This is a genomic window from Serratia sp. 14-2641 (genome assembly GCF_001692375.1).
Classification (GTDB): Bacteria; Pseudomonadota; Gammaproteobacteria; order Enterobacterales; family Enterobacteriaceae; genus Chania; species Chania fonticola_C.
Map to the genome: position 1 here is coordinate 34,298 of NZ_LXKR01000035.1, position 15,847 is coordinate 50,144.

General features: G+C 57.1%; 12 protein-coding genes. 3 read left to right on the forward strand and 9 right to left on the reverse strand.

The genetic code is table 11. The features are described from left to right. Positions 1-3 precede the first annotated feature (3 nt). From bcsB to bcsR, 4 genes are all read right to left on the reverse strand, one after another. The gene (bcsB, locus tag A6U95_RS13940) at positions 4-2,313 is read right to left on the reverse strand and encodes a cellulose biosynthesis cyclic di-GMP-binding regulatory protein BcsB (RefSeq protein ID WP_065684900.1); all 2,310 of its coding nucleotides are present in this window, start codon (positions 2,311-2,313) and stop codon (positions 4-6) included. Positions 2,314-2,374: 61 nt separating this feature from the next. Continuing rightward, the gene (bcsA, locus tag A6U95_RS13945; protein WP_065684901.1) at positions 2,375-4,978 is read right to left on the reverse strand and encodes a UDP-forming cellulose synthase catalytic subunit; all 2,604 of its coding nucleotides are present in this window, start codon (positions 4,976-4,978) and stop codon (positions 2,375-2,377) included. After that, positions 4,975-5,712, reverse strand: a complete 738-nt coding sequence (bcsQ, locus tag A6U95_RS13950; RefSeq protein ID WP_065684902.1) for a cellulose biosynthesis protein BcsQ — start codon at positions 5,710-5,712, stop codon at positions 4,975-4,977. Before bcsQ ends, bcsA begins: the two co-directional genes overlap by 4 nt. A 3-nt stretch (positions 5,713-5,715) precedes the next feature. Further along, complete coding sequence (bcsR, locus tag A6U95_RS13955; RefSeq protein ID WP_065684903.1) at positions 5,716-5,910, reverse strand: cellulose biosynthesis protein BcsR; 195 nt, start codon at positions 5,908-5,910, stop codon at positions 5,716-5,718. A 194-nt stretch (positions 5,911-6,104) separates the two neighbouring features. Here bcsR and bcsE point away from each other — a divergent pair, with 194 nt between their 5' ends. The 3 genes from bcsE to bcsG are packed head-to-tail and all read left to right on the forward strand — an operon-like array spanning position 6,105 to position 9,522. Further along, entirely contained in the window at positions 6,105-7,670 is a 1,566-nt protein-coding gene (gene bcsE / locus A6U95_RS13960; protein ID WP_065684904.1) for a cellulose biosynthesis protein BcsE, read from the forward strand. Then, positions 7,667-7,864 (forward strand): cellulose biosynthesis protein BcsF, encoded by a 198-nt coding sequence (gene bcsF, locus A6U95_RS13965; protein ID WP_065684905.1) that lies wholly within the window; start codon positions 7,667-7,669, stop codon positions 7,862-7,864. The genes bcsE and bcsF overlap by 4 nt, the downstream gene beginning before the upstream one ends. 2 nt (positions 7,865-7,866) lie before the next feature. Beyond that, entirely contained in the window at positions 7,867-9,522 is a 1,656-nt protein-coding gene (bcsG, locus tag A6U95_RS13970; RefSeq protein ID WP_065684906.1) for a cellulose biosynthesis protein BcsG, read from the forward strand. Positions 9,523-9,681: 159 nt separating this feature from the next. On the opposite strand, the gene dppF is transcribed toward bcsG, so the two are convergent. The 5 genes from dppF to dppA all read right to left on the reverse strand — a co-directional run bounded on the left by dppF (position 9,682) and on the right by dppA (position 15,366). Next, a complete protein-coding gene (gene dppF, locus A6U95_RS13975) occupies positions 9,682-10,671 on the reverse strand; it encodes a dipeptide ABC transporter ATP-binding subunit DppF (protein ID WP_021181580.1) in 990 nt (329 codons plus the stop codon). Then, complete coding sequence (gene dppD / locus A6U95_RS13980; RefSeq protein ID WP_021181581.1) at positions 10,668-11,648, reverse strand: dipeptide ABC transporter ATP-binding protein; 981 nt, start codon at positions 11,646-11,648, stop codon at positions 10,668-10,670. Before dppD ends, dppF begins: the two co-directional genes overlap by 4 nt. A gap of 14 nt (positions 11,649-11,662) precedes the next feature. Then, the gene (dppC, locus tag A6U95_RS13985) at positions 11,663-12,565 is read right to left on the reverse strand and encodes a dipeptide ABC transporter permease DppC (protein WP_024484208.1); all 903 of its coding nucleotides are present in this window, start codon (positions 12,563-12,565) and stop codon (positions 11,663-11,665) included. Between the two features lie 11 nt (positions 12,566-12,576). Further along, the gene (gene dppB, locus A6U95_RS13990) at positions 12,577-13,596 is read right to left on the reverse strand and encodes a dipeptide ABC transporter permease DppB (protein ID WP_065684907.1); all 1,020 of its coding nucleotides are present in this window, start codon (positions 13,594-13,596) and stop codon (positions 12,577-12,579) included. Between the two features lie 162 nt (positions 13,597-13,758). Continuing rightward, on the reverse strand, positions 13,759-15,366 hold the full coding sequence (dppA, locus tag A6U95_RS13995) for a dipeptide ABC transporter periplasmic-binding protein DppA (protein ID WP_065684908.1): 1,608 nt from the start codon (positions 15,364-15,366) through the stop codon (positions 13,759-13,761). Between the last annotated feature and the right edge of the window lie 481 nt (positions 15,367-15,847).

Below are 15,847 nucleotides of genomic sequence, written 5' to 3' on the forward strand. Positions count from 1 at the left end.
CGATTAATCCCGATCTTCCGGTGACAGACGACGACGGCTAAAGGCCTTCAGACCACGCCGCAGCAATAGGGCCGCCATCACCACCACCAGCGCGGCTATCGCGCCCAGCAACAGCGGATGCGTCGACAACGCATACCAGATACGTTCCCACCATGGCAGATGGCCGACGTAGTAAACATCCCCCACGCGCAAGCTATCGACGCCGGACTCACGGATCACGGCCACCGAACCAAACATCGCCGCACGCTTGCCGCTGTCTAGCTGCGCATTATTCAACAGTTCATAACCCCGTGGGCTGTCTGCCAGCAGGGCTACAATGCTGCGCTGATCGTGGAACGGGGATTGCACACCGACAACCGCCGCCATCGCCCCTTCCGAGCTGATGGTGGTTTTGCTGTCTGGCGTAGCGTCATCCTGCTGCACATCCATACTCGGCAGCGGCAGTTGGCGCATCGGCATTTTCACCCAGCTCAGCGTCGCCTCTACCAGCAGGTTGATTTTCTTGTCATCACGCAGCTCCGGCGGAATGGTGCCGATCAGCAGGATATCGGCGTCTTTTTCCTTGGCCTGTGACCAGTCATCGGACAGCGAGAAAGCCAGCGCCGGATAGCCGGTTTGCGCCCCCATGTTACCCATGGCGTTGAGCAAGGCGCTCACCTGGGCGGGCTGCGGCTGTTTGTTCACCAGCACCAGCGTTTGCGACAGATCCGCCAGACGGCTGAAAGGGAAACCGGCATTGGCGAAGGAACGCAGGTCGGGCATGGTGATAAAGTGACGATAGCCGGAGAAATCGATGGTGGAGTTGCCGTCGATCACCGCATGGTTCGGCACCAAGGAATAGGTTTCGCAACGCCCTTCGGCACCGCTGGCCAGCAGCGTGGTGTAATCGAAGTCAAAGCGCAGCTGGTTGGTCGCCCCCAACTTCAGCACCGGAATATTGACCGCCTTATCGGAATCGAGCAATCCCTGAGCCAGCGGCAAACGCAACAGCTGTGCGCCCTTCTCATGCTCTGGCACCAGGGCATAGGACTGCACAAACTGATTGTTCAGGCTGATGCTCAGGCGAGAACCATCCTCAATACGCGGGGAGGTGTAGCGGTATTTCAGCTGCATATCGATACCGTTGCTGTGGATCAGGAACAGATCCGGCGGCAGGTTCATCGACAGCGAGATAGGCCCAGGTTCGACGCCGTCAGTCTGCAACTGCTGGGCATATTGCTGCAGTTCGCTGAACTTCATTGCCCGATCGGTACGCACCCAGTTTGGCGCATCGTATGGCTGGCGAACGGCCAACTGCTCAACCTTATCCACGCTCACATTCTGGCCACGGAACAGGATATTACCCTGCGCGATGCCCTTCACCGCCGTGATCAGGTCGTTATCATCACGGCCCTGTACTAACAACAGCTTCACATAGGGGTTATCCGGGTGGCTGATCATCTCCACCGTCGGCCCGTTGACCGCCGGATAATCCTTCAGGAAGTCCGGGCGCTGTTTATTGGTGGCAAACACGATGGCGTGCTGGCTTGGCAATCGGTTAAACAGCGTCGGGAAGGACTGACCGCGCCACTGCGCCTGGGTGCCGAACCAGGAGGCCAAGATCCCCGCCGCACGCTGCTGTGCAAGATCGGGTTGGCCGGCAAACACCATCGGCAGCGTTAATGGCCGATCGTCTCGGCTGTCAAAGAAGGGTTCCGGGAAGTGGGAAAGCTCATTTTTCACCGGCAGTGTCTGGTAACGCAGGTTCAGCGAACTGGATTTGCTGACGTCCAGCCACAGCGTGCTGTTGGCCGGGTTCTCACAGATGTTCTGGTAATGACCGACAAACACCAGGCGAATACGATTAAAATCGGTGATATAGCGCGGATCGATCGGCAACTGGACACGATTAGGCTTACCCAACTGTTCCTTGGTAATGGTGGTGACGCCCATCAACTCATCGTTGAGGTAGATCTTGACGTGCGACTCTACCGGGATCAGCGACGGTGAAGGGGTAAACTCCAGGTCCAGCAGCGCCTGCGAAACCACTTCGTCACTGCGTACGCTAAACTCAATCTGGCCTTCTGGGCGGGTGCCACGCAGGATAAAGGTGCCAGGCGGTGGTGCCACCTCGGTAAACGGCAGTTTTACATCCCGCACCGGCGCCTCGGGTGCTTGCGGCACCGCCACTCCCATTGGTACGGTGACCGGAGCTTCGGCCACGGTGCTCACAGGCGGGGTCACGCCAGCCGCTGGAGTGGGGGCCGTTTCCGCATGAGATAAGCTACTGATGCCTAAGGCCAGCGAGGTAAACCAGTTTATTTTTCTCGTCATCGTATCATCATCTTTTGGGCCAGTTCACAGGGCATGCGAACGGGCGGTTGCGACATACAGCCTATGCCACCGTCTCTGTGGCCGTTGGAGCGCGGCCTCTTCCTACGCCATGCGGAATAAATGACAGGATCCAGGTGGCCAGCGAGGTCAGGCCGACCAGGATCTTGCGCATCGTTGGAGGCGCATAGTCGGCCATGCGCCGGTAGCCGTGAAAACCTAGCATCAGTACGTCCCGCAGGCTGTCCACCGGCCGGTCTTCCGGGAATGCGTCTTGCCACAGTGCCCAGGTATCGGCCCGGGCAAAGGTACATTGAATAAATTCGATATGTTGGCGGGTCGAGAGTTCGACCAAGCGGACCCCCACCGAGCGGCCATGGGATCGCGTCACCACGCAAGGGAAGCTGAACTCCTGCTGGCCACGTTTAAGCAGCAGCGCAATCTGGTCATGCTCTTGCAACTGATCCGGCACGCGCATTTCGATACCCACACCACCGTCGGAGTAATCACGCAACGTACAGGGGAACAGATGTCCGTCTGCCCGGGCTACCGCCGCAGGCATGGCGATCTCCACGCGATGCGACTGCCGTACTTGCCTGGCCTCCACCGCCACGGCCACCGCTCCACCGAGGATGGTCATGTTGTAGATCACCCAAATCAGGCTGATAACCACCGTCATCATCTCGTCCGCCGGGCCGTAGAAAAAGCGCCACACGCCAAAACCCAGGCCTGCCAGATTGAGTGTCACCAACAGCAGGTAAGGTCGGGTGATCACCCAATCAACGTGCTCTTGCGTAACCAACCCGCCTTTGGCGGTGACGTTGAACTTGCCTTTATGCGGATTGAACAAGGCCACGGTCGTTGGCCGGGCGATATACCAGGCCAGCACGGTTTCGTAGATTTCACTCCAGAAGGAGTGGCGGTATTTGCCCTGAATACGTGAGTTGGTCAGGCTGGCGTGGATCATGTGGGGCAGCACATACAGCGCAATTGCCAAGGCTGGCGCGAAGATGATGTAAGCATGCATCAACAAAAACGCCAGCGGCGCGGTCAGGAAGATCAGGCGCGGAATACCGGACAGGAAGTGCAGCATGGCGTTGGCATAGCACAGGCGCTGGGCAAACTTCAGCCCTTTACCCAGTAACGGGTTATCCAACCGGAAGATCTGCACCATGCCACGCGCCCAACGAATACGCTGGCCGATATGGGCAGACAGGCTTTCCGTTGCCAGCCCGGCGGCCTGCGGAATACGGATATAGGCAGAGGTGTGGCCAAGGCGGTGCAGACGCAGCGAGGTATGGGCATCTTCGGTCACCGTTTCCACCGCGATACCGCCGATCTCATCTAATGCCGTACGGCGCAAGATGGCGCAGGAGCCGCAGAAGAAGGTGGCATCCCACATATCATTACCGTCCTGAACCAGCCCGTAGAACAGGGTGCCTTCATTTGGCGTCTGGCGAAAACGCCCCAAGTTGCGCTCAAACGGATCGGGCGAGAAGAAGTGGTGCGGCGTTTGCAGCATCGCCAGCTTCTTGTCTTTAAAGAACCAGCCCATGGTCAGCTGCAGGAAAGAACGCGTGGGGACGTGATCGCAGTCGAAGATGGCAACAAAATCACCGCTAGCGTGCTTGAGCGCATTGTTGATATTGCCCGCTTTGGCGTGTTCATGGGTCGGCCGGGCGATGTATTTCACCCCGACCTCTGCGGCAAAGGCTTTAAACTCTGGCCGGTTACCGTCGTCGAGAATATAGATATTGATTTTATCTTTCGGCCAATCGATGCCCAGCGCCGCATAGATGGTGGGCTTCACCACGCCCAGATCTTCGTTGTAGGTCGGCACCAGCAGATCGACGGTCGGCCAGGTGCTGCTGTCGGCAGGCATCGGCACCGGCTGGCGATTCAACGGCCACACGGTTTGGAAGTAGCCCAGCACCAGCACTACCCAGGCATAGGTTTCCGCCGCCAGCAACAGCAGGCCGCAGGTCAGGCTGAGCGGATCGTCCCAGTTCAGCGTTGAGGTATAGCGCCACCATAGATAACGGCAGGAAACGGTCAGCGACAGCACAATCAGCATCAGGCTGGGTAACCGGCCCGGGATACGCCGCACCACCATGGCAATACACCACAGCAGCAGCACAAAAATAAACTGGGCGGGCAGTTCAAAGGGCTGGGAAATACACAGCAGAGCCAGCAGCCCAGCCAATAGGCCAGCAATGATAAACAGCACCTGCCGTACCCGGTGATTCATCCGGTTGAGGCGCTGTACCGTACGCTCCTCCATACCGGCACCCTGCAAGCGCTGCGGCAAGCTTTGCAACCAGTTGGCGTAACGCAGTTGCAAACGGTGCCAACCGGCAAAGTAATGGCGCCCCATCGGGGCCGGGCCACTGTGGGTCACCAGCAACCAAAAACCCTGCAACAAATAACGCAACGCGTCTGCCGGGCGTGGGCGATGGGGGGAAATATGGGGGAACCAATAGCTTTGGCCTGCCTGCACCTTTTGCCAGCCAGGGGACTCAAACCGCAGCAACAGCCAGCCAATAGCCACCATCAGGGTCGTGAGACCAGCGGTAAATGCCGGGGCCCCCGCGTGGCGATAAGCGCGGTAGCGTTGTTGCACCGCCCGGTGAACGGGAGGCACCAGCAGCAGGCTCAATACCCTGCTCATACCTCGGCGTCCTGCAGGTTGAGCAGACACCAGTTGGCCAGCGTCAGCACTTCGTCGGCCGCCAGGCTTTCCGGCCGATACTCTCCCAGCGGCTGCTTGACCGCCATCGCTTCCGCCAGCGCTTCATCACGATGGATCACCAGTGGCAACAGACCTGCTAGCGTTTGTAGCCACAGCTGATGCAGATCTTGCTGCAACGGGCTGGCCGAGGAATAGTGATTAATCAGCAAGTGGCACCCCGTAGGCAATGGCTGCTGATGCAGGCGCGCATGGCAGTTGGCATCGGGCCCGAGCAACAGGAAAACCTGGTCGGCCAGCGCCAGTTGCTGTTCAATCTCGGGACCGTCACCCGCTGGGATATCCAGCAGGATCCAGCGATACTGCCCTGAAGCACGTAACTGAGCCAGAAAATCATGCCAACGTTGTGGGGTATCACTTTGTTGCTGCCGTACTTTTTCCCGTTCGGCGGCGCTTAACCGGCCAAACGGCAGAAAATCGAGCTTTTTGCCGTAACGCATTGCCCCATGCGACCAACCGGTGCCATCCAGCTCTGCACGAGCCCAGCCCCGGTTCAGTTCGAAGGGCATATTAAAGTGTAATCGCAGCAGGTTGTCCGGTGACAGGTCAATTGCCAGTACCGACTCGCCCAGTTGCTGTAACGCCCAGGCTAACGCCGCAGTGATTGACGTGGTGCCAATACCGCCCCGAATCCCTTGCAGTGCAATGACCGGCATGGATCAAGCACTCCCCGTCTTGTTGGCTAGTTCCGCCAGCAGCGGCCAGCGGACCATCATTTGTGCTAGCCGTTCCTGGCGTGAAATATCGATGTAGTTTAACTTAGGCAACGAAAAAGCGCGGCTCAAAGCCTGCAAATCGTCCTGAGGTTCTACTGGGGCTTTCTCCCGAAGCCCTCTTAACGCATCATTATTCATCTTGCCGCCTCATAAAATAGGCTAATGTTAAATGACTATAGCAACGTTCGGAAAAAATTGGGCCAATAAGATGAATCTTAACGGATAATATCCCTCTTATGGTTAGATTTGCTATGCTAACTCAGACATTACGCTTTTAATGTGACCAGCTCGGGTTTGGTCTACGCCACTTTCAACGAAAGTAGAATAAATCTATGGCGCACTCTTTTTCATTAGGTATCCGACGGATTTGGCAAGAATTGTCGGCTATGCAATCCCCAGGCTTTTACTGGGTGAATATCGATCGCCAGAGCGATGCCAACCTGTTTTGCCGGCAGATCATCGCCGCCCAGGCAGAAGATGCCCAGTTGGCAGTGATTTGTAGCGGCAATCAGGCAGACACCTTATTGGCAACGCCTCTTTCCCCTGCGATTAAAAAACTCCCTTTATATAGCCTGCCAGAAAAAAAAGCGGCGCTGCTGCATTTGGCCGACGATCTGATGCGTGAGCTAAAACCCAGCAACCGCTTACTGATCCTGTTGGCCCACGCCAGCCTGTGGCAAACCTTTACCAGCGATGAATTGCGCAAATGGGCCGCTCAACTCGGCCAATGGTTACACCAGCAGCAGTGCACGCTGGTTGTACTCAGCCACGGCAGTGGCGTGAGTAAACTCAAAGGCCAGCTAGCCGCCGAGCACCGTATTCTCAACGGCCTGGCCAGCCTGCAGGGGCTGCAAGGCAGTGCCCAGTATCTGGTGCACTGGTGGAGCACGGCAAACGGCATCAATGCCAATCAGTTGTTCACCCTGACCGAAGGCCCGGAAGGCTGGCAAGGGGCAGACGATAGTAACCAACCCTCCCCTACCCCGGAACGCAACGACGAGAGCCTGTGCCTGGCGGAACAACGCATTCTCGAGGGCGCCCCGCCGCTATCGGCCAGTTGGCAACTGTTTGAGAACAATACCAAGTTGATGCAGCGTGGCATGCTGACCATCGCCGCCACGCTGATCTTCGCCCTGTATCAAAGTGACGAAATTGACGAGTTGGCCCATCAGATCCATAGCCTGCGCCGCAGCAGGGGCGACGGGCTGAAGATTGTGGTACGTGAGATGAGCGCCAGCCTGCGCTACAGCGACGAACGCCTGCTGCTGGCCTGCGGTGCCAATCTGATCGTGCCCCACGTGGCACCGCTTTCCAATTTTTTGACCATGCTGGAAGGTATTCAGGGCCAGAGGCTGTCGCGCCATGTCCCGGCGGATATCGATAACCTGCTCGCCGGGCTGCGGCCACTGCAACTGAAAGGCTACCTGCCGCTGGAGGAATTCAACCGGGCGGTGACTTCGCTGATGGAAAATACCCTGTTGCCGGAAGATGGCAAAGGGGTGATGGTCGCCCTGCGCCCAGCTCCGGGGTTGAGCGCTCGCCAGTCGATGACGCTGTGCCATTTGCGGCGTTTTGGCGACATCATGACCGTGGCGCAGAATCGGCTGTTCCTGTTCCTTTCCACCTGCCGGATTAACGATCTGGATACCGCACTGAAATTCGTCTTCCGCCTGCCAGTTAGCGAGGCATTCAGTAATCGGGTAGTGTGGCATCAGGATGTGGATATTATCGATAAAATCAGGCTGTTGCGGCAGCATATCGAGTTTTCGCTCCCCGCCAGCAAGCTGCAATCGGCCGCTGCCACAACAACCCACGCCGTAGAAACGGAACACCAGACCGAACGCCGGGAACCCATTCCCTTCACCCTGATGAGCCTCGGGCAGGAGGAACAGCCATGAACGCACTTGACGATATCGTGCAACTGGTGATCCTGTGCGCAATAGTGTTTATCCCTACGGGATACCTGCTGCATCGCCGTTTCCCCAACTGGCACCGATCTTGGCAGAATTTGTTGTTATCACCGCGCTATTTAAAGTCGGCAGGGCTATGGGTGCGCACAGGTTCCACCTCTCAAATCAAGCGTAAAAAATAACCATGAGCGACGATAAAATAACGCAACCTGACAATACCTTATGGCGATACTGGCGCGGCCTTGGCGGCTGGAACTTCTATTTCCTGGCCAAGTTCGGCCTGCTGTGGTTCGGCTATCTGAATTTCCATGCGCTGCCCAACCTGGTGTTTATGGCCTTTTTACTGATGCCGATCCCGTCGCCGCGCTTGCACCGCTGGCGTCACCTGATCGCCATTCCTATCGGTATCGGTTTGTTCTACCACGACACCTGGCTGCCGGGGATTAACAGCATCCTTAGCCAGGGCTCGCAGCTCACCGGTTTCAGCGCCGATTACCTGCTGGAACTGACCAACCGCTTTATCAACTGGCAGATGATTGGCGCCGCCTTCGTGCTGCTGATTGCCTACCTGTTCCTGGCCCAATGGATACGCATCACGGTGTTTACCGTGGCGGCATTGGTGTGGTTGAACGTGGTCAATATTGCTGGCCCGGCGATCTCCTTGCTGCCTACCACCAACACTGCAACGGTGACGGATACCCCGTCTACACCGGCCACGGCGACGGCACCAGGCGGCAATCTGCCTGCGGCCAATGGCCCACCGACCAATGCCAACCTCACGGCCTACCTGGAGCAGTTCTACCAGCAGGAAAAAGCCCGAGCGACCACCTTCCCGGTCGCCTTACCTGCCGATGCCCAGCCGTTTGACGTGCTGATCATCAACATCTGCTCGTTAGCCTGGGCCGATCTGGACGCCGTCAATCTGCGCAACCACCCGCTGTGGGCCAAGATGGACATTATGTTCACCAACTTTAACTCGGCCACTGCGTACAGCGGCCCAGCGGCCATCCGCCTGTTACGCGCCAGCTGCGGCCAGCCTTCACATCACGATCTGTATCAGCCTGCCAATCAGCAGTGCTATCTGTTTGATAACCTGGCCAAGCTGGGCTTTAAACAGCAGTTGATGCTCGATCACTCCGGCGTGTTCGGTAACTTCCTGAAAGAAGTACGTGAGCAAGGTGATATACAGGCTCCACTGATGTCGCAGGCCGGGATCGGCAATGAACTGGCTTCATTCGACGGTGAACCGATCTATAACGATCTGCAACTGCTCAACCGCTGGCTCGATCAGCAGAAAAAGGGCGGCGATGCCCGCACCGCCACCTTCTTCAACCTGATCCCGCTGCATGACGGCAACCGCTTTGTCGGGGGTAAACAGACCGCCGATTATCAGCCCCGAGCGCAGCAACTCTTCGATCAGTTGAATACCTTCCTCGATGAGCTACAGAAATCCGGGCGCAAGGTGATGGTGGTGATCGTGCCGGAGCACGGTGCGGCGCTGGCGGGCGACAAAATGCAGATGTCCGGCCTGCGGGATATCCCAAGCCTGAACATTACCCATACGCCGGTTGGTATAAAACTGGTTGGTATGCAGGCCCCGCATCAGGGCAGCCCGGTGGAGATTAAAACGCCGAGCAGCTATCTGGCGCTGTCCGAACTGGTCTCGCGGTTGGTGGACGGCAAGGTGTTTACTGCGCCAAGCGTCGACTGGCAAGTGCTGACGCAGAACCTGCCGCAAACGGCGGTGATCTCTGAGAATGACAATGCCATCGTGATGCAGTATCAGGGCAAGGCGTATATTCGCCTTAATGGCGGGGATTGGGTGCCTTATCCCCAGTAAGCGGTGAGGGGCGTTTTGCGGCTAGTAAGTTTCTGAACCGCACTCATAAAAAACGCCGGTATCGCTACCGGCGTCTGATTGAAGATAGAGTGGCAATGTCGCGGAGGGAACCGGGCGCAGCATGCAGAGTATCTACGTTGCGAGCCCGGTGAAGAAATATCAAGACCCTGCGGCTTCATCCTGGTCAACGGCAAAGCAGGCCACCATTTGATCGCCATACTGCTTGAGCTGCGGTTGCAGCTGGGTGCAGGTGCCAAAGGCACGGCGGCAACGGGCGTTGAATGCACAGCCCGGTGGTGGGTTCATTGGGCTTGGCAGTTCACCGGTCAACTTGATGCGCTCCCGGCGCATATCCGGGTTCAGGCGCGGCGTAGCAGAAAGCAGTGCCTGAGTATACGGATGGCGCGGGTTATTGAAGATGGCGTCTTTACTGCCCTTCTCCACGCAGCGGCCGAGGTACATCACCATCACTTCATCAGCAATGTGCTCCACCACCGACAGATCGTGGGAGATGAACACGTAAGACAGCCCCAGATCCTGTTGCAGATCCATCATCAGGTTCAGCACCTGCGCACGCACGGACACGTCCAGCGCAGAAACTGGCTCATCGGCAATCACCACGTCCGGGTTAAGCATCAGCCCACGCGCAATGGCGATACGCTGCCGCTGGCCGCCGGAGAACATATGCGGGTAACGGTCATAATGTTCGGTTTTCAGGCCGACCTTCGCCATCATCTCCAGCGCTTTCTCACGCCGTTCGGCGCTGCTCAACGAGGTATTGATCAGCAGCGGCTCCTCAAGGATCTGCCCCACCTTCTTACGGGGGTTAAGCGATCCGTAAGGATTCTGGAACACGATCTGGATCTTCTGGCGGCGCAGCTTCTCTGCCGTCACGTCTGGCTTAAGCAGATCTTGCCCCTGATAGTACAGCTCACCACCGGTAGGGATTTCGATCATGGTCAGCAAGCGGCCCAGCGTGGACTTACCACAGCCAGACTCCCCAACCACCGCCAGGGTTTTACCGCGCTCAAGGGTAAAGGAAACCCCGTCCAGCGCTTTTACCAGCCGTTCCGGGGCAAACAGCCCCTTCTTGACCGGGTAGTGTTTTTTCAGGTCAATGGCCTGCAATAAAGGGTGGTTCTGGCTCATACGGTCGGCCTCCCCGCATCATCCAGCGGTGTGTGACATTTAACCTGACGGCCGGGAATGCTGCGCAGTTCCGGCTCTTCTTCGCGACAGTGTTGGGTTGCATACGGGCAACGCGGGTTCAGCAAGCAGCCTTGTGGCCGATCGTACTTGCCCGGCACCACGCCAGGCAGCGAGGCCAAACGCGCCTTGTCGGTAGCAAACTCCGGCAACGCACGCAGCAGCGCCTGGGTGTATGGGTGGCGCGGCGAACGGAAAATTTCTACCGCCTTACCGGATTCCACCACCTGCCCAGCGTACATCACGATGATGTGGTGCGCCGCTTCCGCCACCAGCGCCAGATCGTGGGTGATCAGCAGCAGCGCCATATTTTCGCGCTGTTGTAGCTCGAGCAGCAGCTCAATGATCTGGGCCTGGATGGTCACGTCGAGCGCGGTCGTCGGTTCATCCGCAATCAGCAGCTTGGGCCGGCAGGCGATCGCCATGGCGATCATCACACGCTGGCTCATCCCGCCGGAAAGCTGATGAGGGTAAACGTCCAGCCGCGAGGCCGGATCGGGAATGCCTACCTGATTGAGCAGATCGATAGCGCGTTGGCGACGGGTGCGGCGGTTACCGCCCTGATGCACCTTCAACGCTTCCATAATCTGGAAACCGACGGTATAGCATGGGTTCAGGCTGGTCATTGGATCCTGGAAAATCATCGCGACTTCGGAGCCCACCAGCTGGCGGCGCTCTTTTTCCGAGATTTTCCGCAGGTCCTGGCCGTTGAACTCCAGCTTGTCAGCCATCACCTTGCCAGGGAAATCGATCAACCCCATGATCGCCAGCGAACTGACGGATTTACCGGAGCCGGATTCGCCGACGATGCCAACCACCTGCCCCTGTTCTACGCTGTAGCTGATTCGGTCTACTGCGCGGAACGGCGCACCTTCGTCACCGAAGTGCACCGAAAGCTTGTCTACATTTAATAACGCCATTCTCTCTTCCTCTGTTACTGCTTGAGTTTGGGGTCGAGAGCATCACGCAAGCCGTCCCCCATCAGGTTAAAGGCCAAAACCGTCAGCAGAATTGCCACCCCTGGGAAGGTCACAACCCACCAGGCACTTTGCGCGAACTGCAGTACGTCAGAGAGCATGGTGCCCCACTCCGGCGTTGGCGGTTGCGCACCCATACCCAGGAAGCCGAGAGCGGCCATATCCAGAATGGCGTTCGAGAAACCGAGAGAAGCCTGCACGATCAGCGGTGCCAGGCAGTTTGGCAGGATATTGACGAACATCTGACGCGCCGCTCCAGCCCCCGCCACGCGGGAAGCCGTCACGTAATCGCGGTTCACTTCCACTAGCACCGCAGCACGAGTCAAGCGAACATAGTGCGGCAAAGCAACAAAGGTCAGCGCCAGCGAGGCGTTAACGATCGAGGGCCCAAACACCGCCACCAGCACCAACGCCAACAGCAGGCTTGGCAGTGCCAGCATGATATCGACCACGCGCATGATGATGGCATCGACTACGCCGCCGAAATAACCGGCCAACAGGCCGAATACCACGCCCATCACCAGAGAAAGCACCACCACCAGGCAGCCTACCAACAGCGAGAGCCTGGCACCGTACATCAGGCGCGACAACACATCACGGCCGACATCGTCGGTACCCAGAATAAACTTCCAGCTTCCGCCTGTCTCCCAGACCGGGGGCCTAAGCAGGGCATCACGGAACTGTTCGGCAGGCGCATGTGGAGCCAGGAACCCGGCCCCCACGGCAACCACCAGCATGATAACGATATAAACCAGGCCAACTACGGCCCCTTTGTTGCGCTTGAAATAGTGCCAAAACTCCTGGAACGGGGTCATTGGCTTCGGCGCACCTTTCACTACAGACTCGGTAATTTGAGACATCAGAGCGCCCCTTATTTCTTGTGGCGAATACGCGGGTTGACCACGCCGTAGAGCACGTCTACCAGCAGGTTAACCAGAATAATCATACAGGCGACCAGCAATACGCCGCCCTGAACAACCGGGTAATCACGGCGTTGCAACGCATCCATCAGCCAGCGGCCAAGCCCCGGCCAGGAGAAGATGGTTTCGGTCAGGATCGCCCCGGCCAGCATGGTGCCAACCTGTAGGCCGATCACCGTCACCACCGGCAGCAAGGCGTTACGCAATGCATGCACCACGATCACCCGCATACGGCTCACACCCTTGGCGCGCGCGGTACGGATATAATCTTCACCCAGCACTTCCAGCATGGAGGAGCGGGTCATACGCACGATAACCGCCAGCGGGATGGTGCCCAATACGATGGCGGGCAGGATCATATGCATCACGGCGTCGATGAAATCACCCGGCTCACCCCAGATCAGGGTGTCGATCAGCATAAAGCCGGTTAGCGGCAGGCTGTCATCGAGGAAGACCGTATCGCTTATTCGCCCCGATACGGGCGTGAGGTTGAGCTGTACCGAAACCAGCATGATCAGCATCATGCCCCACCAGAAGATCGGCATTGAATAACCGGTCAGGGAGATACCCACGGCGGTATGATCAAACACCGAACCTCGCCTGACGGCCGCCAGCACCCCCACCGGGATACCGACAATCACCGCGAAGAGCATCGCGCACAGGCCCAGTTCCAGGGTGGCCTTAAAGCGCGGCACAAACTCTTCCCACACGGAGATACGGCTTTTGAGGGACGTCCCCAAATCGCCATGCAGCACGTTGGTGACGTAATGGAAGTATTGTTGATAGAGCGGTTTATCCAGCCCCATCTCTGCCATGAGTTGTGCATGGCGCTCTGCGGAGATCCCGCGTTCCCCGGCCATAATGGTCACCGGATCGCCGGGGATCATATGGACGAATGCAAAAGTCAGCAACGTTATGCCGATAAACGTTGGGATAACTAACCCCAAACGTCGGAGTATGAACTGCAACATATCCCGAACTCTCTGTATAAAGTGCCCGGCAGCTCATCGTCCGCCAGGCTTATTAAAACTCACACGCTTCACGACATTCTTCTGGGGACGGGAATGCAGGGGCGCAACGTATTGCGCCCCTGCAGATTAAGTATCCCAGTCCTTCAACCCGCCTAGGTAGGCTTAGTCCAGAGAAACGTTCTCAAAGTGATGTTTACCAAGCGGGTCGACCACATAGCCCTTCACTTCTTTACGCACTGGCTCGTAAACGGTGGAGTGGGCAACAATCAGCGCCGGAGCCTGATCGTGCATGACTACCTGAGCCTGCTTGTAGAGTGCGACGCGTTTGTCGTGGTCCGCTTCGGCACGGGCCGGTTGGATCAGATCCTCAAACGGCTTGTAGCACCAACGGGAATAGTTGGAACCATCTTTGGCGGCCGCACAGCTGAACAGCGTGGCGAAGAAGTTGTCTGGATCCCCATTGTCACCGGTCCAACCCATCATCACCGTCTGATGCTCACCGTCTTTGGCACGCTTGAGATACTCGCCCCACTCGTAGGTGACGATCTTGGCATTGACGCCAATCTTCGCCCAGTCGGACTGGATCATCTCAGCCATACGACGTGCGTTCGGGTTATACGGACGTTGTACCGGCATCGCCCACAGATCGATGGAGAAGCCATCTGGCATGCCTGCTTCTTTCAGCAGCTCTTTGGCCTTGACCGGATCGTAAGCGTAGTCTTTGATCTCGTCGTTATAGCCCCACATGGTTGGTGGGATCAGGTTCTTGGCAGGTTGACCCGCCCCCTGATACACCGCATCCACGATGGCCTGCTTGTTCACCGCCATGGTCAGTGCCTGACGCACCTTCACGTTATCCAGCGGCTTCTTCTCGGTGTTGAACGACAGGTAGCCGACGTTCAGGCCAGGCTGTTCCATCAGGTTGATGGTTTTGTCCTGCTTCATACGAGCGATGTCTGCCGGGTTCGGGTACGGCATGACCTGGCACTCGTTTTTCTGCAGCTTGGCGTAACGCACAGAGGCATCTGGCGTGATGGAGAACACCAGGCGATCGATCTTCGGCTTGGTGCCCCAGAAACCGTCAAAGGCCTTGTAGAGGATTTTAGAGTCTTTCTGGTACTGCAGCAGTTGGAACGGCCCGGTACCCACTGGGTTCAGGTCCACTTTCTCTGGCGTACCGGCTTTCATCATCTTGTCGGCATATTCAGCGGACAGGATGGAAGCGAAGTCCATGCCCAGGTCAGCCAGGAATGGCGCTTCTGGACGGGTCAGCGTAAAGCGAACGGTGTTGTCGTCTACTTTCTCGACTTTGCTGATCAGATCCTGCATGCCCATACCCTGGAAGTATTCATAGCTGCCGCCAGAAACCTTGTGGTAAGGGTGGTTTGGATCAAGCTGACGCATGAAGGAGAACACCACGTCGTCGGCATTCAGTTCACGGGTAGGTTTGAAATCTTTGCTGTCCTGCCACTTCACGCCTTTGCGCAGGTGGAAGGTATAGGTTTTACCGTCTTCGCTGACGTCCCACTTCTCTGCCAGGCCAGGTTCCAGTTCGGTGGTGCCCAGTTTGAACTCAACCAGACGGTTATAGATTGGCACTGAGCTGGCATCATAGGTGGTGCCGGAGGTGAACAACTGCGGGTTGAACCCTTCAGGAGAACCCTCAGAACAGTAAACCAGCGTCTTTGCCTGCACGCTTGCCGCAACGGTCAGCGCAATCAGGCCGATACCGAATTTCAGAATCCCTGATTTACCCAAGGAACTTGTCATCGCTAGTGCTCCGTATGTGATGTGGTGTGTGTATTACCGCCAGAGCCTAATATTTTTTGTTACGCGGCCTGTGCGGTCAGCGCCCGAGGGCAGGAGGAATAAAAAGCGCGAGAATGCCGGATGGAACGCATCACGGCAGGGCGTTTGAGCGAGTGAATTTCACTCATACACCTCTCACTCTTATCCCTGAGGGTACCAAATTGCCAACTGTTTGGGGTGCCGTCAATATAACCAGTAGGGATTTACCTAGACTGTGAGAAACAGCAAGCAAACATAAAAAAAACCTTTCAGCAACATTTACAGCATTAAAACTTGTGCTACGGGTTAAATCTTGGCGTCATGAACCAATGTTCATGATCAATCCAGCATTAACCTCCAATAAAAAACCAAAAAAGATTATTGCTGAATGATGAATATCTGAGCGGTTATTTTTGTGATCCCGGTAAAAGACAGGAGGAAATGCTGTCTCTTATACACATCT

Bases quoted from the DNA above. Each gene is read 5' to 3' on its own strand.
- dppB (WP_065684907.1), bottom strand. From the start codon at position 13,596: ATGTTGCAGTTCATACTCCGACGTTTGGGGTTAGTTATCCCAACGTTT.
- bcsQ (WP_065684902.1), bottom strand. From the start codon at position 5,712: ATGCCGGTCATTGCACTGCAAGGGATTCGGGGCGGTATTGGCACCACG.
- dppC (WP_024484208.1), bottom strand. From the start codon at position 12,565: ATGTCTCAAATTACCGAGTCTGTAGTGAAAGGTGCGCCGAAGCCAATG.
- dppD (WP_021181581.1), bottom strand. From the start codon at position 11,648: ATGGCGTTATTAAATGTAGACAAGCTTTCGGTGCACTTCGGTGACGAA.
- bcsR (WP_065684903.1), bottom strand. From the start codon at position 5,910: ATGAATAATGATGCGTTAAGAGGGCTTCGGGAGAAAGCCCCAGTAGAA.
- bcsB (WP_065684900.1), bottom strand. From the start codon at position 2,313: ATGACGAGAAAAATAAACTGGTTTACCTCGCTGGCCTTAGGCATCAGT.
- dppA (WP_065684908.1), bottom strand. From the start codon at position 15,366: ATGACAAGTTCCTTGGGTAAATCAGGGATTCTGAAATTCGGTATCGGC.
- bcsG (WP_065684906.1), top strand. From the start codon at position 7,867: ATGAGCGACGATAAAATAACGCAACCTGACAATACCTTATGGCGATAC.
- bcsF (WP_065684905.1), top strand. From the start codon at position 7,667: ATGAACGCACTTGACGATATCGTGCAACTGGTGATCCTGTGCGCAATA.
- dppF (WP_021181580.1), bottom strand. From the start codon at position 10,671: ATGAGCCAGAACCACCCTTTATTGCAGGCCATTGACCTGAAAAAACAC.
- bcsE (WP_065684904.1), top strand. From the start codon at position 6,105: ATGGCGCACTCTTTTTCATTAGGTATCCGACGGATTTGGCAAGAATTG.
- bcsA (WP_065684901.1), bottom strand. From the start codon at position 4,978: ATGAGCAGGGTATTGAGCCTGCTGCTGGTGCCTCCCGTTCACCGGGCG.